18 protein-coding genes are annotated in these 20,106 nt (G+C 28.7%); 8 read left to right on the forward strand and 10 right to left on the reverse strand.

Translation table 11 applies throughout. The features are described 5' to 3' along the window. Position 1 precedes the first annotated feature (1 nt). The 7 genes from L8U98_RS06095 to murJ are packed head-to-tail and all read right to left on the reverse strand — an operon-like array spanning position 2 to position 8,619. Positions 2 to 781 (reverse strand): enoyl-ACP reductase, encoded by a 780-nt coding sequence (locus L8U98_RS06095; protein ID WP_087689753.1) that lies wholly within the window; start codon positions 779 to 781, stop codon positions 2 to 4. Next, entirely contained in the window at positions 781 to 1,677 is an 897-nt protein-coding gene (dapA, locus tag L8U98_RS06100) for a 4-hydroxy-tetrahydrodipicolinate synthase (RefSeq protein WP_039666865.1), read from the reverse strand. Before dapA ends, L8U98_RS06095 begins: the two co-directional genes overlap by 1 nt. Further along, on the reverse strand, positions 1,667 to 2,920 hold the full coding sequence (locus tag L8U98_RS06105) for a M16 family metallopeptidase (protein ID WP_263725281.1): 1,254 nt from the start codon (positions 2,918 to 2,920) through the stop codon (positions 1,667 to 1,669). Before L8U98_RS06105 ends, dapA begins: the two co-directional genes overlap by 11 nt. Next, complete coding sequence (locus tag L8U98_RS06110; RefSeq protein ID WP_263725280.1) at positions 2,917 to 3,975, reverse strand: quinone-dependent dihydroorotate dehydrogenase; 1,059 nt, start codon at positions 3,973 to 3,975, stop codon at positions 2,917 to 2,919. Before L8U98_RS06110 ends, L8U98_RS06105 begins: the two co-directional genes overlap by 4 nt. Before the next feature lie 51 nt (positions 3,976 to 4,026). After that, positions 4,027 to 5,790 carry an ABC transporter ATP-binding protein gene (locus L8U98_RS06115; RefSeq protein ID WP_263725279.1) on the reverse strand — a complete coding sequence of 588 codons (1,764 nt, stop codon included), beginning with the start codon at positions 5,788 to 5,790 and terminating at the stop codon, positions 4,027 to 4,029. After that, a complete protein-coding gene (gene cysS / locus L8U98_RS06120) occupies positions 5,783 to 7,165 on the reverse strand; it encodes a cysteine--tRNA ligase (RefSeq protein ID WP_263725278.1) in 1,383 nt (460 codons plus the stop codon). Before cysS ends, L8U98_RS06115 begins: the two co-directional genes overlap by 8 nt. Then, entirely contained in the window at positions 7,165 to 8,619 is a 1,455-nt protein-coding gene (murJ, locus tag L8U98_RS06125) for a murein biosynthesis integral membrane protein MurJ (protein WP_263725277.1), read from the reverse strand. The genes cysS and murJ overlap by 1 nt, the downstream gene beginning before the upstream one ends. A 126-nt stretch (positions 8,620 to 8,745) precedes the next feature. Here murJ and L8U98_RS06130 point away from each other — a divergent pair, with 126 nt between their 5' ends. The 6 genes from L8U98_RS06130 to L8U98_RS06155 are packed head-to-tail and all read left to right on the forward strand — an operon-like array spanning position 8,746 to position 14,564. Then, positions 8,746 to 10,593 (forward strand): FapA family protein, encoded by a 1,848-nt coding sequence (locus L8U98_RS06130; RefSeq protein WP_263725276.1) that lies wholly within the window; start codon positions 8,746 to 8,748, stop codon positions 10,591 to 10,593. A gap of 5 nt (positions 10,594 to 10,598) precedes the next feature. After that, on the forward strand, positions 10,599 to 11,150 hold the full coding sequence (gene ruvA / locus L8U98_RS06135) for a Holliday junction branch migration protein RuvA (protein WP_263678993.1): 552 nt from the start codon (positions 10,599 to 10,601) through the stop codon (positions 11,148 to 11,150). A 16-nt stretch (positions 11,151 to 11,166) separates the two neighbouring features. Next, entirely contained in the window at positions 11,167 to 12,207 is a 1,041-nt protein-coding gene (locus L8U98_RS06140; RefSeq protein WP_263725275.1) for a D-alanine--D-alanine ligase, read from the forward strand. Between the two features lie 2 nt (positions 12,208 to 12,209). Then, entirely contained in the window at positions 12,210 to 12,425 is a 216-nt protein-coding gene (locus L8U98_RS06145; RefSeq protein WP_263725274.1) for a type II toxin-antitoxin system Phd/YefM family antitoxin, read from the forward strand. Between the two features lie 2 nt (positions 12,426 to 12,427). Next, the gene (locus L8U98_RS06150; RefSeq protein ID WP_263725273.1) at positions 12,428 to 13,171 is read left to right on the forward strand and encodes an alpha/beta fold hydrolase; all 744 of its coding nucleotides are present in this window, start codon (positions 12,428 to 12,430) and stop codon (positions 13,169 to 13,171) included. After that, entirely contained in the window at positions 13,164 to 14,564 is a 1,401-nt protein-coding gene (locus L8U98_RS06155; RefSeq protein WP_263725272.1) for a Mur ligase family protein, read from the forward strand. The genes L8U98_RS06150 and L8U98_RS06155 overlap by 8 nt, the downstream gene beginning before the upstream one ends. Positions 14,565 to 14,575: 11 nt before the next feature. Here L8U98_RS06155 and flgH read toward each other — a convergent pair whose 3' ends face one another. After that, on the reverse strand, positions 14,576 to 15,277 hold the full coding sequence (gene flgH / locus L8U98_RS06160) for a flagellar basal body L-ring protein FlgH (RefSeq protein ID WP_263664106.1): 702 nt from the start codon (positions 15,275 to 15,277) through the stop codon (positions 14,576 to 14,578). Positions 15,278 to 15,362: 85 nt separating this feature from the next. Here flgH and pta point away from each other — a divergent pair, with 85 nt between their 5' ends. Next, complete coding sequence (pta, locus tag L8U98_RS06165; RefSeq protein ID WP_263725271.1) at positions 15,363 to 16,832, forward strand: phosphate acetyltransferase; 1,470 nt, start codon at positions 15,363 to 15,365, stop codon at positions 16,830 to 16,832. Positions 16,833 to 16,840: 8 nt separating this feature from the next. Beyond that, positions 16,841 to 18,025 (forward strand): acetate kinase, encoded by a 1,185-nt coding sequence (locus L8U98_RS06170; RefSeq protein WP_263725270.1) that lies wholly within the window; start codon positions 16,841 to 16,843, stop codon positions 18,023 to 18,025. Between the two features lie 28 nt (positions 18,026 to 18,053). On the opposite strand, the gene L8U98_RS06175 is transcribed toward L8U98_RS06170, so the two are convergent. Both L8U98_RS06175 and L8U98_RS06180 read right to left on the reverse strand, forming a co-directional pair. Continuing rightward, positions 18,054 to 18,824, reverse strand: coding sequence for a MetQ/NlpA family ABC transporter substrate-binding protein (locus L8U98_RS06175; protein ID WP_263702918.1), 771 nt, complete (start codon positions 18,822 to 18,824; stop codon positions 18,054 to 18,056). Between the two features lie 68 nt (positions 18,825 to 18,892). After that, on the reverse strand, positions 18,893 to 20,098 hold the full coding sequence (locus L8U98_RS06180; protein ID WP_412175047.1) for a glycosyltransferase: 1,206 nt from the start codon (positions 20,096 to 20,098) through the stop codon (positions 18,893 to 18,895). Positions 20,099 to 20,106: the final 8 nt, after the last annotated feature.

The raw sequence follows: 20,106 nt of genomic DNA on the forward strand, positions 1-20,106 counted from the left end.
ATCATTTAAAAGTTGTACCACCATCTACGATTAAGGTGTGTCCTGTGATCCAATTTGCTTTATCAGAACATAAAAATAAACATGCTCCTGCTAAATCTTGAGGCTGTCCAATACGGTTTAATGGACTAAGATTAATAGTTGCATTTTTAACTTCTTCATAATTTGTGAATGCTTTAAGCGCGTCAGTGTCAATTGGTCCACCACTTACTACATTTACACGGATGTTTTTAGAACCAAGTTCAGTTGCAGCATATCTTGCCATAGCTTCTACTGCTGCTTTAGCTGTACCGTGTCCTGCATAGTTTTCAATATGTACTAAATTTCCTGTTGAAGAAATAGATAATATACTACCCCCGCCGACTTTTTCCATTCTTTTTGCTGCTTCTTGTGCTCCAACAACAAAAGCATTTACAGTTGCTGTGAATATATTATTAATACCTTTTGGCTTTAATTTCATAAATTTAGTATATCCACCTACAACAGCACGACCTGAGATAATAGCATTAGAGATGAAAAAATCTATTCTGTCAAAATCTTGATCGATTTTTTCAAATAATTCTTTATAAGTTTCTGGTTCAAGTATGTTAAACTCATAAGCCTTTGCTTTGATTTTATAGTTATTTTCTAAATCTTTTACAATTTCTTGAGCTAAATCTGCATTAGAATTATAAGTAAAAGCTACATTGGCTCCTGCTTTTGCAAACTCATATACAATAGCTTTACCAATCCCTCTTGTTCCACCGCTAATTACTAAAGTTTTATTTTGAAAAAAAGTATCCATTAAAATCCTTTGATATTATAGTTTTTCATAATCGCTTCTATTTTTGCTAAATTGCAATCACTAGGTTTACAAAGTGGCAAACGATATTCTAAAGTAGGAGTTAAACCTGCTATATACATTGCTGCTTTAATAGGTATAGGATTGCTTTCGCAAAATAAAATTTTATTGATATTATACAACTCATCATTAATTTTTTTAGCTTCGATGTATTTTTCTTCTAAAGCTAGATGAGTTAATTTTGAAATCATATCAGGAAGTAAATTTGAAGTAACTGAAATCACACCTTTACCGCCATTTGAAAGTATAGGATAATTAATCGCATCTTCTCCGCTTAAAAGCATCATTCTAGGCTCATGTGCCAGCAAATCAACGCATTTATCAATGCTCCCGCTAGCTTCTTTTACCCCATAAATATTTTCACAATCTCTAAACAATCTTATAATGGTTTCTGTTTGAAGCTCACAACCTGTTCTTCCTGGGACATTATATAAAAGTACAGGTATATCTATGCTTTTTGCTATTTCTTTATAATGTAAATACAAACCTTCTTGTGTGGGTTTGTTATAGTATGGAGTAACGCTTAAAATACCATCAGCTCCATGCTCTTGTGCAAATTTAGCCAAACTTACAGCTTCATGGGTAGCATTGCTTCCTGCTCCTGCTAAAACCTTACAAGAACTTCCCTTGCAAGCATCTAATGCTATTTCTATACAAATTCTATGTTCTTCATGGGTTAAGGTGGCACTTTCTCCGGTTGTTCCAACAGGCACTACCGCATCAATCCCATTTGCTATTTGTCTTTTGATGAGTTTGTGGTAAGTTTGTTCATCTAATTTTCCATTTTTAAATGGAGTTATTAAAGCTGTCATTGCTCCTATGATGATTTTATTGTCCATTTTCACCCCTTTTTAAGATTATTGTAGTAGATTTGTTTTCATTGAAATATTTTTTAGCACAATGAATTAAATCATCTTTGCTTAAATTTTCTATATTTTTTTCATAATCAAGTAAAGGTTTTAAATCACCTTTGGCAAGATAAGATCCATAAATATTTGCAACGCTACTTGCATTGCTTAGTGAAAAAATAAAATCACTTTTTACGGTGTTTTTGATTTTTTCCATGATAGTATCATCAAATTTAGCATTTTTTACATCTTCAAGAATTTTTAAAAGCTCTTTTTCAACATCTTCTGCTTTTATGCCTTCATTGCAAACACAAATAAATATAAATAAATTCTCATCTATATTTTCACTTGCATAAGCATAAAATTCATTGATAAGTTCTAATTTATCAATTAAAATTTCACTTATTAAAGAACTTTTTCCATTTCCCAAAAGTTCGCTTAATGCACAAAGTTTTGGCATATCTTCATGATTAAATGCAGGAATTTTATATGCAAGTGCTAGTAATTGTGTATCGCTTTCTTTATGCAAGATCACGCGTTTAGCACCATCTTGCTCAGGTTCTTTTTCATGAACTATAGGGATTTCTTTGGTATTTTTTATATCTTGAAAATGCTTTTTAGCTAAAGTAAATACTTCATCTTCGTTAATATCGCCACTTACAAGCAAAATAGCATTTTTAGGTTGATAAAAAGTTTGATGAAAATCTTGTATATCTTCTATTTTCCAATTTTGTATATCTTTAAAAAAGCCTATCGGGGTCCAGTGATATGGATGGTGTAAAAAGGCATGATTGTATAATCTAAAATACAAATATCCCAAAGGATTATTATCAGTTCTCCAACGCCTTTCTTCTAAAACTACATTTCTTTCAGGCTGAAACTCATCATCTTTTAAATTTAAATTACGCATTAATTCAGCAAAAAGCCATAAAGACTTATCTATATTTTCGCTAGAGCATTTTATAAAATAATGCGTATAGTCAAAGCCCGTGCTTGCATTATCCACTCCGCCAAAACCCTTGACTATCTCATCAAATTCACCTGCTTTTAAATTTTTTGTACTTTTAAAATTTAAATGTTCAAGCATATGAGCTATGCCACTTTTTCCCATTTTTTCATTTCTTGAGCCAACTTTATAAAAAATATCTACACTTATAACTCCGCTTTTTTTATTTACAGGTAAAGTATAGACTTCAAGTTCATTTTCAAGGGTGATTTTTTTATAATTAATCATTTAAAATTAACTCCTATAGCTTGACTAATATGATTAAAACCATCTTGTTTTAAAAGTTCAATTAAACCTTGATTGATATTTTTAACAATGCTTGGTCCTTTAAAAATCATAGCTGTATAAATTTGAACCAAACTAGCCCCATTTTTAATGCGCTCATAAGCAAGTTCAGCACTATCTATGCCTCCACTTGCTATTAAAATAGTATCTTGATAAATTTCTTTAGCTACTTCTTTAAAAAATGTCGCACTTTTTTGGGTGATTAATTTACCACTAATCCCACCAAAAGTTCTTGCATTATCAATCAAAGAATAATCTATACTAGTATTTGCCATGATAATACCATCAGCTTTTGTACTAATAGCGCTTTTGCAAAGTGAAATTGCGCTGTCTATATTCATATCTGGAGCAATTTTTAAAATCACAGGTTTATTTGTGATTTCTTTTGCTTGGTTAAATAAAGTACTTATAAATTCCTCACTTTGTAAATCTCTTAAATTTTTGGTATTTGGAGAGGATATATTAATCACAAATAAATCACATAAATCTTTAAATTCTTTTAATAAAATAATATAATCATTAATAGCTTCTTCATTTGGGGTGATTTTGTTTTTACCTATATTTGCCACTAAAGGTATGCTAAAAGGATAGACTTTTTTTACTTCTTTTGCAATGGCGTCTTTACCTTTATTATTAAAACCCATAGCATTTTGAATACTTTCTTGTTCAACAAGTCTAAAAAGTCTAGGTTTTTCATTACCATTTTGAGGTTTTGGAGTAAAAGTTCCATACTCTAAAAAACCAAAACCTAAAGCACTTAGCGGTCTTATCATGGTTGCATTTTTATCAAAACCACCTGCTAAACCCACAGGATTATAAAAATTTAAATTAAAAATTTCTTGATTTAAAATTTCATCATTTATTACACAATCTTTTGCAAAAAAACTAAGCCCTCCAGGAAATATACAATCTAGCGTCCGCATACTAAATTCAGCCAGAGCATGAGCATTTTCTGGATCTAATTTATATATTAAAGGTTTTAAGCTTTCATAAGTCATATTTTTCCTTTATTTGCAAAATAGCATATTGTACTAAAAAAATGATAATTTTTAGTTTTCATTTTCTTTGACTTTATCAGTTTTTTGTGCTTTTTGTTTTAATTTTTGATAAATTTCACAATGTTGCATTAAATAAGCATCATTTCCTATAGAAGCTATTTTTCCTTTATCAAGCACAGCAATTTTATCAGCATTTTCTATAGTGCTAAGTCTATGAGCGATGATGAGTATCAAACGATCTTTTTTTAAGCTTTCTATAGTTCTTACTATGGCTTTTTCGCTTTCATTATCAAGTGCTGAGGTTGCTTCATCAAAAATTAAAATTTGAGGATTTTTATATAAAGCCCTTGCTATAGCAATGCGTTGTTTTTGTCCGCCGGAGAGATTTTTTCCATGTTCTTTTAATTCAGTATGTATACCACCAAGTTCTTGAACAAAATCATAAGCATTAGCTTGTTTTAAAACCTCTACTACACGTGCTTCATTATATTCTTTAGCATAAGCTATATTTTGAGCTATAGTGTCATTAAATATATAAATATTTTGAGTTACCAAAGAGATATTTTCTCTTAAATTAACAATATCAAAAGAACTAATATCTTTTTGATTGATTAAAATTTCACCGCTATCTTTTTCAAAAAAATACATCAAAAGATTGATAATAGAAGATTTTCCTCCACCGCTTGATCCAACTAAGGCTAGAATTTCTCCTTTGTTAAAAGAAAAATTTACATCTTTTAATACCATTTTATCTTTTTGATAGCTTAAAGAGACATTTTTAAAATGGATATTTTGGATATTTTCTGTAAGTTTTTCTTCACCGCCTTTAATTTGTGGTTCTAAATCAGTCAGATAAAAAGTTCTCTCACTTGCTGCTACTGCATTTTGTAATCTTGTATAAAGTGAAGAAAGTCTTTTAATAGGAGTATAAGCCATAAATAAAGCTGTAGTAAAACTAAAAAAAGAACCTATGCTTAAACTTCCATCGATTACTTCTTTACCGCCTATTATAATTACTATTGCAAAGCCAATTGAACCCATAGATTCCATTAAAGGGCTACTCAAAGCTTCGATTCTAATGCCTTTTAAAGAAAGTTTGCAAACTTCGCTATTTGTTTGGCTGAATTTTTGTATTTCATTTTTACCTGCATTAGAAGCTTTAATAAGTTCTATATTAGAAAAGATTTCGCTTAATCTTGAAGTAAGATCAGAATTTTTTTCTTGGGTATTGCGTCCTATTTTTTTGATTTTTTTAGCAAAAATAGCAAGAGGGTAAATTGCTAAAGGTAAAATTACTAAAGCAAAAAAAGCAAGTTTTGGGCTTTGATAAATCACCACACTTAAAAGTCCAATCGCGGTTAAACTTTCTCTTAAAATTTCAGGTATGATAGTAGAAACTATATTTTGCAAAGCTCCAATATCAGAAGTACAACGACTAATTAATTCCCCACTTCTGTATTTATGAAAAAAGCTCATATCTAAGCGCAAAAGATTACCAAGAACTAATTCTCTTAATCTTCTTAAAATATCTGTTCCAACATAAGATATATAATAAACTTGCATATAAGCACCAAGATTTTTTAAAGCATAAATTAAAATTACCAATAAAGGCATATAATAAAGCAATTGAGCATTTTTTTCTATAAAAATTTTATTTAAAATAGGCTCTATGATGTATGCACTAGCAGCTGTTCCACCACTAGTTAAAAGCATACCAATAATAGCTAAAACAAAATAAAACCAATAATCTTTATAATAAGGCTTAAAGCGAGTAAATACCTCTCTAAGCTTCATTTCTTTGTAATTTTTATCCATTTTTCTCCCATATTACACCATTTGGTGTATCCATTAAAAGAATATTCTCTTTAGCCAAATCATCACGAATTTGATCTGCTAAGGCATAGTTTTTTTCTTGTTTTGCCTTGTTGCGTAGAGCAATTTTTTCTTCTATTTCTTGACATTTTTCTTCACTAATGCCAAATTGAAAATATTTTATAGTATCTATAAAACCTATACCAAAAATAAAAGAAAGTTCTTTTAAGGTTTTTTCTAATTGTATTTTATAAGTTTTGTCTTTTGGGTTTTGATCTAAGTAAATATTACTTTCATTGATAAACTCATCAAGTAAAGCTAAGGCTTTAGAGGCATTTAAATCATCATTTAAAACTTCTAAGATACTTTTAGCTACTTCACTTTCTATGGTAGTTTTTTCATCTATAAAAGCATTTAAATTTAAGCGTTTTTTTAAACGGTAAAATTTATCAAGTCTTTTTTTAGCAGCTTGTAAGTCTTCTAAAGCATAGTTAAAATGCGCTCTATAATGCACACTTAAAAGATAAAATCTCAAAACCTCTCCACTAAAAAGTTTTAAAGAATCTTTTAGAAAAAAGCTATTTCCCAAGCTTTTACTCATTTTTTCACCATTAATTTGTACAAAGCCATTATGCAACCAAAAATTAGCTAATTCATGATTGTTTTTACAACGACACTGACAAGCTTCGTTTTCATGATGAGGAAAAAGTAAGTCTATGCCCCCTGCATGAATGTCAAGTTTATCTTTAAAAATACTTTCTATCATCACAACACATTCTGTGTGCCAACCTGGTCTTCCTTTGCCAAAACTTGCAGGATAAAATTTTTCATCAAATTTCCATAAAACAAAATCGCTATCATTTTTTTTAGCCACGCTTTCTTCTAGGCGTGATTGATTATCTTCTAAATTTCTTTTAGAGATATAAAAGTATTTATCATCTTTGCTAGTATCAAAATAAATCCCATCTTCAAGTTTATAAGCTAGGTTTAATTCTAAAAGTTTTTCTATATATATAATCATTTGCTCAATATAAGCTGTAGCCTTTGGTTTAAAATCAGGTTCTAAGATATTAAGTGCTTGCATATCCTCTTCATATCTTTTAATATAAAAATTTGTAATTTCTTCTAAACTTTTGCCACTTTCTTGCATTTTTTTTAAGATTTTATCATCAATATCAGTGTAATTTCTAGCAAAAACTACTTTATAATCATTTGCTAGCAAAACTCTTCTTAAAAAATCAAAACATACACTACTTCTTGCATGCCCTAAATGTGCATCATCATATACAGTAGGCCCGCATAAATAAATATTTGCTTTTTTTGCCTCATGTGGGATAAATTCACATTTTTTCTTTAAAACACTATCAAAAAAAACCATTAAAACAAACCTTTAAAAAAATGATAAATTTCAATTAAAAATTGTATTAAAATATCTTTAATTTCAAATAAGCTTAAAGCAAATAAACTTAAAAATACTATACTAATAAGCCAAAATTTAACCCTAAAAATACCCCAAAGATTTTTAAAGCCAAATTCTTTTATATTAGCATATAATAAATAAAAAGCACTAATAGATGAAGCTAGTGCAATGCCTAAGCTCTTATAAGCTTCTTCTTTGATAAGTAAAATAATCACTATACTAAAAAATGCTGATATAAAAAGTGTTTTAAAGGCTATTATAGCGGCTATTTTTTGTTTAAATTTAGCATAAAGCCATAAAGAAAAAAGTTTTTGTAAGCCAAAAGGTAAAAGTCCTAAAAGATAAGCTTGTAATAAAAATGCAGTGATTTTTGTATCTTCTTGATTAAAATTTCCTCTTTGAAATAAAAACTCCACAATTTCTTTAGCTAAAATAACCCCAACTATACTAGCTAAGATTAAAAGCACACTTAAATATTCAAAAGCTTTTTGCATAAAAGCTAAGGCTTTTTGTTCTTCATTTGCTTTTAAATGCCTTAGTATTTTTGGAAAACTTACTTGACTTAGTGCGATTGCAAAAAGAGCTAAAGGAAGCTGAAAAACCCTATTAGAATAATATAAATACGAAATACTTCCAGCCATTAAAAAACTAGCTATAGTAGTATCTAATAATGAACTAATTTGATTTGCTGAAGAGCCTAAAAGTCCATGGGTAAAAGTAGAGTGAAATTTATCTAAATTAGTTTTTGTTTTTTTAAGTTTTATGCTTAAATACATACTTTTTAAAATTCTAGTGTTTTTTAAAGCAAAAATATGCCATATAAGTTGAGCTAGACCACTTAAAACAGTCGCATACGAAAAATAATACAAAGCTTCTAAAGGTTTATCTTGAGTGACAAAAAATCCTGCAATCACAACAAAAAGATTAAAAAATGAAGCAGAAAAAGAAGTGATGAAAAAATTTTGTTTATAATTTAACAAAGAGCCTAAAAAAGTTACTAAAAAGATAAAAAATAAATACCAAAAATTAATAGAAACTAAAGGCGCAGCTAGAATGATCGTTTCTTTGTTAAAACCAAAGGCAAAAATCTTTGTAAAAAATTCAGCAAAAAAACTCACTAAAACACAGGTTAAAAACACTATAATACTAAATTGTAATAAGACATTTATACAAAAAGCACCTTTTTTGCTTGCTTTTAAAAAACTTGGTAAAAAAGCTTGTCCAAAGGCTCCTTCTGCAAAAATTCTTCTAAAAAAAGCAGGCATTTTTAAAGCTACAAAAAAAATATCACTATAAATTCCAGCTCCTAAATATAAAGCTAAAACAATATCTCTTAAAACGCCCATAATCCTAGAAAATAAAATTCCTAAGGCATTGATGATGAAATTTTTAAAAACAATATTTTTTCTCATTAATTTTCATTCTTTAAACATTAGTTTGAGTATTATAAAATTTTTTAATAGCAATAATTTTAACTAAATTTTGATTTTATTTTTGCTAAAATCAAAATTTTTATATACAATAAGGAAGCTTAAGCTATGGAAGAAAAGAAAATTTTATATACTAAAGACCCTTATAAAGAGCTTTTGATATTTGCTTCTGAAAATAAATGCGAAGTTGATGAACTTGATTTTAGATTGTTAAGTTTTAGCACTTCTTATACTTATGATAATCAAGAATGGATAAAAGTTAATGAAAAAGAATTAAAAATTTTTGAAGAAGATGAAAAATTTTTGATTCATGATTTAAATATAGAGCAAGAGTATAAAATAGAAATTTATTTTAAAAAATTTGCACATATGGCAGCTTTTGAGGTTAATTTGCATGCTAATGAGTTTTGTACTTTATTAAAAGCTAGTGTTAGGGCTAGTGAAGCTATTGCTTTTCATGATAAATTGGCACTAGAACTTTTAGAAGCTATTTACAAAGCGATGATAAAAGAAAAATATTTGCTCGGATTTAGAATTTTTGATTTCAAAAAGCAAATTATTGATTTTAATACCAAAGTTAAAGAAAGACAAAAATTTGATTTTGAAGTTGAATTTGAGGTATGTAAGGGAGTTAATCCACAAGAGCCTACAAATGAAGAAATTAAATATCATTATCTAGAAAATCTAAAAAAACACAATGATGTGATGAATAGAAACTATGTAGCACCTATAGGAAAAGATGAGGTGGCTATTGAGAGGATTAAACCAAAAGAGGGTAGTGATGGCAAGGATTTAAGATTTAAAATTTTAAAAGCACTTCCGCCAAAAACAAATAAAGAAAAAGTTGTTTGTTCGGATAATTTTGAAGTTAAAGAAGATGATGAAAGCATAAAATATATTGCCAAAAAAGATGGCTTTATTATCCAAAAAAAATCTATTTATGAGATAGAAAATTATTTAGAATTTAATAAGGTTGATTTTAAAAGTACGGGTTCTATTTGGGCGGGTTTTGATAAACAAGTTATCATTGTGATTAAAAATACAAATAGTTTAGAAGATGCAATAGGTCCTAGGATTACTGTTGAGGCTCAAGAATTAGAAGTTACTGGTAATATGGCTCAAGATTCTGTTTTAAGAGGTAAAAAAGTAATTCTTAAAGGTAATATGCATCATAAAAGCACTATTATAGGGCAAAAGGTTGAGGTTAATATCTTAAGAGGATATTGTGAGGCCGAGGAAGTTTTTGCTGAAACTTTAGAAAATGGTTCTATCAAGGCTAAAAAAGTAAATATTAAAAAGGCTGTGGGTGGAGAGATTATTGCGGATGAAATTTACATACAAGAGCTTGGTGGTAATTGTTTGTGTATTGCTAAAAGCTTGATTCATGTTGAAAAAGTTCAAGGAAGTGGTAATAAACTTGTAATTCAAGATCTCAAAGCTTTTGATAAAGAAAAAAGTGGAGAAGAGATACTTTTGCATATTGAAGAGTTAAAAAAAGAACAAGAAAATTTAGTCAAAGAAATTGAAGAAACCAAGCATACTATCCATGTGAGTAAAGATTCTGTGAGAATTTTACAGCAAAAGGCAAAAGAATTAATGAGTGCAAAAAGAGCTATACCACAAGCTTATAAGATTACTATTAAAGATTTTAATCAAAAGATTGAAAATTTAAATATTTTAGCTAATAAAATAGAAACCTTAAAAGAAGAAGAAAAAGCAAATATAGAAAAGCTTAAAAAAATTCAAGATGAACTTTTAAAATCAAAAATTATTAATAAAAGTGGAAAATGGATGGATTTAAACGAGGTTAAATTTGTTTTATTAAATCCTAGGAAAGAATTAAGCTATCATCCTCATAGTGAAGAAAAAATTCAATGTTTTGAGCTTGAAAAAATAGATACTGAAAATGGGATGAGTGTTTATGAAATTCGCTCTATTAGTAATTACAAGGAATAAGCTAAATGATAGTGGCAATTGAAGGAATAGTGAGTAAAAAAGAACCTACTTTTGTTGTTTTAAAAACTTCAAGTGGGGTAAGTTATGGTGTTTATGTGTCGCTTTTTTGCTCAAGTAATTTTGAAAAAGATCAAAAGGTTGAGTTTTTAATCACACAAATTATCAAAGAAGACTCTCATAAATTATATGGATTTTTAGATATTAATGAGCAAAGAATGTTTGAATTATTAATTAAAATTAGTGGTATTGGAGCAACTACTGCTATGGCGCTTTGCTCAAGCTTAGATACTAATACTTTTTATGCGGCTTTGCAAAGTGGTGATGAGAGTGTATTTAAAAAGGTTCCTGGTATTGGTCCAAAGAGTGCAAAAAGAATTATAGCTGAGTTAAGTGATGCAAAAATCAATATAGAAAATTCCAATCAAGACCAAGCACAAGCTTTGGCAGCTTTACTTTCGCTTGGTTTTAAACAAGAAAATATTTTAAAGGTTTTAAGAACTTGTGAGAGTAAAAATACTAGTGAGCTTATTAAAGAGGCTTTGAAAAAATTAGCATAATAAAAGGAAAAATATAATGATATATGGTGTAATTTTTGGTGCAAATTCTTATGAGCATGAAATTAGCATTGTGAGTGCTGTAGTATTAAAAAAAGTACTCAAAGCGCAAAAAAAATTTATATTTTGTGATAAAAATAAAGAATTTTTTCTTATAGATGAAGAAAAAATGAATGCAAAAACTTTTAGCAGTGGTGCTTATAAAAAAGAAAAAGCCTTGGTGCTAAAGCAGGGTGGGTTTTTTATAAAAACTATGTTAGGTGAGAAAAAACTTGACATGGATGTAGCGGTAAATATCGTACATGGAAAAGATGGTGAAGATGGCAAAATAGCTGCTTTGCTTGATTTTTATGGTATAAAATACATAGGACCGCGTATAGAAGCTAGTGTTTTATCTTTTAATAAGGTTTTAACTAAACTTTATGCACAAAGTGTAGGGGTAAAAACACTTGATTATAAGGTTTTAAATTCGCATAAAGAGCAAAATGTTTCTTTAGACTTTCCTTGTATTTTAAAGCCTGCAAGATTAGGTAGTAGCATAGGTATAAGTATAGTTAAAGATGAAAGCGAGCTTAAATATGCTAAAGATGTTGCCTTTGAATTTGATGAGGATGTTGTGGTTGAAAAATTTGTAAGCAATATTAAAGAATATAACTTAGCAGGTTGTATGATAGGTGAAAAAATGAAATTTTCTATCATTGAAGAGCCTAGAAAAAATGAAATTTTAGATTTTGAACAAAAATATTTAGGTTTTTCAGAAAGTTCTAAGGTCATTGAAGCGGATATTAGTGAAGAATTAAAGCAAAAACTAAGGGATAATTTTACGAGAATTTACAATCCTTTATTTAAAGGAGCTTTGATTCGCTGTGATTTTTTTGTGATAGGTGATGAGGTTTATTTAAATGAGATCAATCCAAATCCAGGATCATTGGCAAATTATTTATTTGAAGATTTTACCAATACAGTTGATAATTTAGCTAAAAATATAGAGCTAGAAAAGCAAATTAAGATCGATTACGCTTTTATTCACAGCATTAATGGACAAAAAGGTAAATTATAATCATGGCTACTTTTAGCAAAGATGAAATTTATACTGCAACTGAAGTAGTAAGAAATTTCAGTACTATGCTTGAAAAAACAAAAAAGAGCGAAAACGGTAGAGTGGTGATAGTAAAAAATAATAAATTTGAAGCTGTGCTTTTAAGTTTTGAAGAATATGAGCGTTTAAATGAAGCTGTAATGCTTTTAAAAAAGATTTATAAAGATAAAAAAGGCTAGAAATGGCAAAAACTAGAGTATATTCTAATGGATATTTTTATAATTTAAGTTATGAAATCATCAATTCAAAATGCAAAAAAACAATTCTTATTTTACACGGTTGGGGGGCTAATAAAGAGCTTATGAAACAAGCTTTTGAAAAGCCTTTGAATGATTTTAAACAAATTTATTTAGATTTGCCTGGTTTTGGAAATTCAAGCATAGATGCACCTATGGATTCTTATGCTTATGCTAAGGTTGTGGAAGACTTTTTAACTACAATTGAGCAAAAGGCAGATTATTTAATGGGGCATTCTTTTGGCGGAAAAGTTGCGACTATTATGTGTCAAAATGCTAATTTTCAAGGTTTAATTTTACTCTCTAGCGCAGGTGTGGTTTTACCAAAAAGCTTTAAAGTGAGGTTTAAAATAGCCTTGTTTAAAATTTTAAAAAATCTTCCTTATGGGGATTTTTGGAGGAAATTTTTTATTAGCAAAGACGCTCAAGGTATGAGTGAAGTGATGTATGAAACCTTTAAGAAGGTTGTTAATGAAAATTTAGAAAATGAATTTCAAAAGCTTAAAAACCCTATTTTGATTTTTTGGGGTAATGAAGATAAAGCTACGCCTTTAAAAAGTGGAGCGATTATCCATTCTTTAGCACAAAAAGGAAATTTTTTTGCATTAGATGGGGATCATTTTTTCTTTTTAAAACATGCTGATTTTATAAATGAAAAAATACATGAGGAATTTTTAAAAAATGATTAGTATGATAGCTTTTTTAAGTTTGAATTTTTTACTTGGATTTTACCTGATTTTAGCTTTGCAATGGTACTCTTATAAATTCTCACGCATAATTTTACATTTTGCTAAGCCTTTGTGGCATTTATATTTTTTAATAATTCCTTATTTTGCTTTTGTGTTTTCTTTGTATAGCGGAAATTTTTATTTATATTTTATAGTTTTTGCTTTATCTTTGTTATATGGTGGGTACTTATATAAAAATTTAGATAAAAAGCTGGTTTTTACTGCTAGGATTAAGCGTTATTTTTTATTTTTGTCGCTTTTTACTTTAGTATTTATGCCATTTTTTTGGATAGGTTTAGAAGCTTTAGTAGTTGCATTTTTATTAAGCTTTTTAGTAGAAAAAATAAACCAAAATATATTTATAAAAAAGGCAAATAAAAAGATTTGTGATAATCCAAATTTAAAAATTATTCTAATTACTGCTAGTTTTGGAAAAACAAGTATAAAAAATTTTTTATACGAACTTTTAAAAGATGAGTTTAAGTGCTATAAAACTCCAAGAAGTGTTAATACTTTCATGGGTATAGTAAAAGATATCAATGAAAATTTAGAAAATAATACTGAAATTTATATCGTAGAAGCTGGCGCAAGAGAGCAAAATGATATTTTAGAAATTACAGAGTTTTTAAATCCTCAAATTTGTATAGTAGGTGAGATCGGCTTGGCGCATTTGGAGTATTTTAAAACTCAAGATAACATCCGTGGTGCTAAGTTGCAAGCTTTAAAATCCAAGCGTTTAGAAAAATACTTTTTACACTCAAGCACCTTATATGAAAATGAATTTTATGATGATTGTTTAAGTGATGTTAGGGCAAGTTTAGAAGGTTTAGATTTTAAAATAAGATTAGATGGTAATATTTATGATTTTCATGCAAATTTACTAGGCGCTTTTAATGCTTATAATATTAGTGTGTGTATTTTACTTGCTCATTATTTAGGAATTAAAATAGAAAATATTATAAAAAGTGTATTAAATTTAAAAGCAGTAGAACATCGTTTGCAAGTGATTTCTAAAGAGCCTAAATTTATCATAGATGATGGTTTTAATGGAAATTTTAAAGGTATGAGTCAAAGCTATGAGCTTTGTAAAAGCTATCAAGGAAGAAAAGTTTTGGTAACTCCTGGTATAGTTGAAGTTAATGAAGAAGAAAATATAAAATTATGCAAGATAATCAATGAATGTTTTGATTTTGTAATTATTACTTCAGAGGCTAATAGCACGATTTTGCAAAAACATATTACATTAGATTTTTATGTATTAAAAGAAAAATCTCAACTTGTGCAAACTTTATCAAAATTAACCCAAAATGGAGATTTGATTTTATTTTCTAATGATGCACCAAGTTTTATGTAAAACCATTTAGCTTAAAAAGGCCAAATGGTTTCCATGAATTTTGTCCCCCAAGGCTTGCGTGTAGATTTATCTATATCACCTTCTGTTTTATAAAGAATTTTTGCATCAGCTATGTATTTACTATCTATCATATTATCTTGAGAAATATCATAAGGTCTTATAACCCCACTTAGCTGAATGATTTGTTTTTCACCATTAATTAAAAGCTCACGACTTCCTTCTATAAAATAATTTCCATTAGATAAAACTTTAATCACTCTAGCAGAAATGGTGGTTTGGAAATTTTCACTTCTAGTTTGGCTTCCTGTGCCTTGATATTGTGAAGTACTTGCTGTAGTATAGCCTATATTTGTATAATCATTGATAAAATCTCTAGCTTTACTAAGTCCAGCACCAGTGGTTACTTGTCCTCCGCCTAAATTAACATTATTGTTTTTACTTGTAGCTTTAGAGCCTTGCGAGTTTTGTGTAGCATTTTCTCTAATGACTACGGTTACTAAATCATTTACATTCATTGCTTTTTTATCAGAAAATAAAGGATTATCTCCTTTACCAAATAGCGATCCAGGATTGCTTTGGGTGTTATGATTTTGTTTTGGAGCCAATTCTTCTACATAAGTTGGAGGTTTCATGTTAATATGTGGATCGACTGTGGCGCTACAACCAAACATTACAAAAGGTAACAAGTAAAAATTAACATTTTTAAATTTCATAGCTTTATAACCTTATATTATTGTGATGAATTTTAAAATTATTATATTACAAAAAAACAATTATTTTGTTAAAAAAGAGGAAAAAATGAAATCCATGTTTTTATTAAATTGTGTTGATGAGAAATTTTTAACACAGTCTTTAGAAAAAGTTCAAGGTAAAATAGCCTTTTACTTTCCTGTTTTTTGTGAAAAAAATAAAGAAAAAATTGCTTTAATATGTTCAAAAACCAATTTTAAGCTAGATTTTTTTAGTAGTTTTGAAAAAAATAATTATCAAAGCAAATTTGCTCAAAATTCAAATGATTTTTTAAAAAAAATAATTCAAGATTTTGAAAAAATAAAAAATAAAAATGATTTTGTTATAGTGGTTGGAGTAGATGATTTTGGTTTGATGGGAGATTTGAGTTTAAATATAGCTTTAGCTAAAGAGCTAAATGCTCCACTATATGCAAAAAGTCAAGATGAAAATCATACTATGTTAAATTTTTTACTAAGTCAAAAGCTTAGCGACTTTGTTTTGTTAAAAGAAAATGAAGATTTTACTCAAGATTTATTACAAGAATATACCTATAAAACTCAGGCAAGATTTTCTTATGAGCTTTTTGAAAAAGCAAAAGCAGATAAAAAAGTAGTGGTTTTGCCTGAAAGTTTTGATGAAAGAGTATTAAAAGCTAGTGAGTTTTTAATGCAAAATGAGATTGTTGATTTGATTTTGCTAGGCGATAGCAATGAAATTTGTGCTAAAGCTAATAGTTTAAATATTAATATCGATGGTGTACGTATTATAAATCCTAAAAATTCTCAATATAATGAAGAATTTGAAGAGCTTTTGTATGAAGCTAGAAAAAGTAAAGGTATGAGTAAAGAAGAAGCTAAAAAATTAGTGCAAGATAAAACATATTTTGCGACCTTGCTTGTACATACTCAAAAAGCGCATGCTATGGTAAGTGGTGCGAGTACAACTACTGCTGAAACTATTCGTCCTGCCTTGCAAATTATCAAAACAAAACCTGATGTGAGTTTAGTTTCTGGTATGTTTTTTATGTCTTTAGAAGATAAGGTTTTGGTTTTTGCTGATTGTGCTGTTATGCCAAATCCAACTCCTGAGCAACTTGCTGAAATTGCTTATGTGAGCGCAAATAGCGCTAAAGCTTTTGGGCTTGAACCTAAAGTGGCTTTGCTTTCGTATTCTAGTGGAGATAGTGGAAGCGGGGCTAGCGTGGATGCAATTAAAGAAGCTACTAAAATAGCTAAAGAAAAATATCCTCAACTTGAGCTAGAAGGTCCTATACAATTTGATGCAGCATATGATATGCTAACAGCAAAAAGTAAAATGCCAAATTCTAAAGTAGCAGGAAGAGCAAATGTATATGTGTTTCCTGATTTAAATGCGGCAAATATTTGCTATAAAGCAGTTCAAAGAACGGCAAATTCTTTAGCGATTGGTCCGATTTTACAAGGTCTTAAAAAGCCGATTAATGATTTAAGTAGAGGATGTTTGGTAGAAGATATTGTTAATACTGTGATTTTAAGTGCTATTCAAGCACAAGAATAAGGAGAAAAATGAAAATATTAGTTTTAAATTCAGGTTCATCTTCAATTAAATTTAAGCTTTTTGAAAAAGATGAGGCTTTAGCATCTGGTTTGGTGGAAAAAATAGGCGAGCAAAGCTCTAAAATAGAGTTAAAAGATCTAAAAAGTGGTCAAAAATACAAAAAAGAATTAGCAATTAAAGATCATGAACAAGGTATTGAATTAGTAAATGAATTATTTGCTCAAAGTGGAATTTTACATGATTTAAATGAGCTTGATGGATGTGGACATAGGATAGTTCATGGAGGCCCAAATTTAACCAAGCATTGTTTGGTAGATGATGAAATTTTAAAAGAAATTGATAGAGTTGCTCACATAGCACCTTTACATAACCCTGCGCATTTAATAGGTATTAAAACTATGATAAAAGCCGCTCCAAAAGTTCCTAATGTGACAGTTTTTGACACAGCTTTTCATCAAAGTATGCCTGATTATGCTTATATGTATGCTTTACCTTATGAGTTTTATGAAAAACACCAAGTTAGAAAATACGGCTTTCACGGTACATCACATTCTTATGTAAGCAAGCAAGCTGCACATATACTTGGTAAAAATATTAATGAATTTAATGCAATTAGCGCTCATCTTGGAAATGGTGCGAGTGTTTGTGCTATAGAAAATGGAAAATGTGTAGATACTTCTATGGGCTTTACACCGCTAGAAGGTTTGATCATGGGAACTAGATGTGGAGATATTGATCCTGCTGTATTACCATTTTTGGCAAAAGAATTAAATTTAAACTCATCTGATTTAGACACTATAATGAATAAAAAAAGTGGGGTTTATGGAATTTGTGGGTTTAATGACTTTAGAGATATTGAAGCTCAAATTGAACAAAATAACGAAAAAGCAAGACTTGCTCTTGATATGTTTTGTTATCGTTTGAGTAAATATATCGGTTCTTATTTTGCGATTTTGCCTAGAGTTGATGCATTGATTTTTACAGCTGGTATAGGCGAAAATGATGATATTGTTAGAGCAAAAGTATGTCAAAGACTAGCGCATTTAGGATTTGATATAGATTTAGATAAAAATGCACAGCTTAGAAATGGTGAGATTAGTAAAAAAGACTCTAGAATTAAAATTTTAATTGTTCCAACAGAAGAAGAATTAGAAATAGCTAAAATTACCACAGAGCTTATTAAAAATAAATAACCTTGAGTTTTAAAACTCAAGGTTTGTTTTAAAATGCAGGGACTACTGCACCTTGGTATTTTTCATTGATAAAGTCTTTTACTTTTTGACTTTGCAAAGCCTTTACTAAAGCCTTGATTTTAGGATTGTCTTTATTATCTTGAGTGGTTACTAATATATTTGCGTAAGGACTTTCTTTGCTTTCTATTAAAATAGAATCTTTCACAGGATTTAAGTTTGCTGATAAGGCATAGTTTGAATTAATCACTGCAAAATCAACATCATCTAAAGCTCTTGGAAGTTGTGCTGCTTTTAACTCTTTAAATTTGATATTTTTTGGATTATCTTTAATATCAAGTGGAGTTTTTAATGTGCTATTTTCAAAACTAACTAGTTTAGTACTAGCGATAATATCTAAAGCTCTACTTTCATTTGTCGGATCATTTGGTACAGCTATGGTAGCATTTTGTGGAAGATCTTGGATGTTTTTATATTTTTTAGAATAAACTGCCATTGGTTCGATGTGAATTTTTGCAACGCTAATTAATTTTGTACCTTTATTAGCATTAAACTCATCTAAATAAGGCTGATGTTGGAAAAAATTTGCATCAAGTTCTTTACTATCTGTACTAAGATTTGGCAAAACATAGTCATTAAATTCTTTAATTTCCAATGTGTAACCTTCTTTTTTTAGCAAATCTTTAGTTTGTTCTAAAATTTCAGCATGAGGAACAGGTGTTGCACCTACAGTGATAACTTCATTAGCAAATAAACTTGCACCTAAAATTGTGCTTGCAGCGAGCAATTTTAACAATTTCATTTTAACTCCTTTTTATAGTTTAAAATGCTTGATTATATTATAAAAATATTAATAAGATAAGAAAAGTTTTATTTTTGTTTGTTTTTATATTCTTTGGCAAAATGTTTAAGTTCTTTTATAAATTTTATATAACCACCTTTGTGCCAATTTTTTTGAGCCTTAATGAGAGCTTGTCCGATTTTATAAGAATAAGTATTTTGATTTTTAATACCTTCACTTTTATAATCATCATAGCTTGATAAAGGTGGAAGCTTAAGATAAGGTTTTGTTTTTAAATCTTTTTGATATTGCTTGGCAAGTTTTGTGTGTTTATAGTAAATCTTTAGTAGAGTAAAAGGTAAAAAAGGAATTTTTTTCTTATTTTTAGTACATTCTATAAAAGCATAACCTAGTTTGTATGATAAATGATATCTTATTCTTGCTTTTGCTTGAGTGTTAATAGCTTTTATTCCGCCTAAATATCTACTTCCACCAAGTTTTAACCATTTTTCATAATACTCTTGCCATTTAGGCCATGTTTGATTGTATAAAACATTATTCCAAAAACGATTATTACTACCTTCAGCATGTGTTATAGAAGCTTTTTGTGATAAATTGGTTCTATAATCAATATTTCCATTATAAGTATCTTTTAAATCTTTTATTTTAAATTTGTGTTCTAGCACCAGTAGTGTAAACAATCCTTGATCGTTTAAATTTTGAATGTTTTCGTTTAAATGTTTATATATAAATTGATAACACTGCAAAGGATTAGGTATAAGATCGGTAAAGACTAAAATTCCAGTTAAATACGTACGTTTTTGATGATGCTCTTTTTTTGCAGGCAGGCTTTCAAGAAGCAAAGTTTTACCTAATCTTGCACCAAAATGATATTTTCTAGCTCTTAATTTACTAAGTTCATCTATACTTTTTAAAAGTAAAACATCAAAATCAAGATAAATAATACTTTCGCATTCATCTAAAAACTTAAAAGCTTCAAATCTTGCAAAAGCCATATGCGTCCATCTTTTTAAGAAAAATAAATTATCAATATCATTTTGATTTTTACCAAGAGTAGTTAAAAAATCTTCTTGAGTAAAAGGAATAAATTTAATTGTTTTGTTTTTAACAATTTTTTGCATGATATTTTGATCATTCAAGCTAAAGCCATCATGTAAAATGTAAAATACATCTACCTTTTCATCCATAACATCCATGATATTAATGAGCAAGGTTCCTATGGTAAAGCTTGAATTTTTAGTTGCTGCTAGCAAAATACCAAGTTTATGTTTCATTGTTTATC

The sequence above is a fragment of the Campylobacter sp. RKI_CA19_01128 genome (assembly GCF_025771175.1).
In the GTDB taxonomy this organism is placed as follows: Bacteria; Campylobacterota; Campylobacteria; order Campylobacterales; family Campylobacteraceae; genus Campylobacter_D.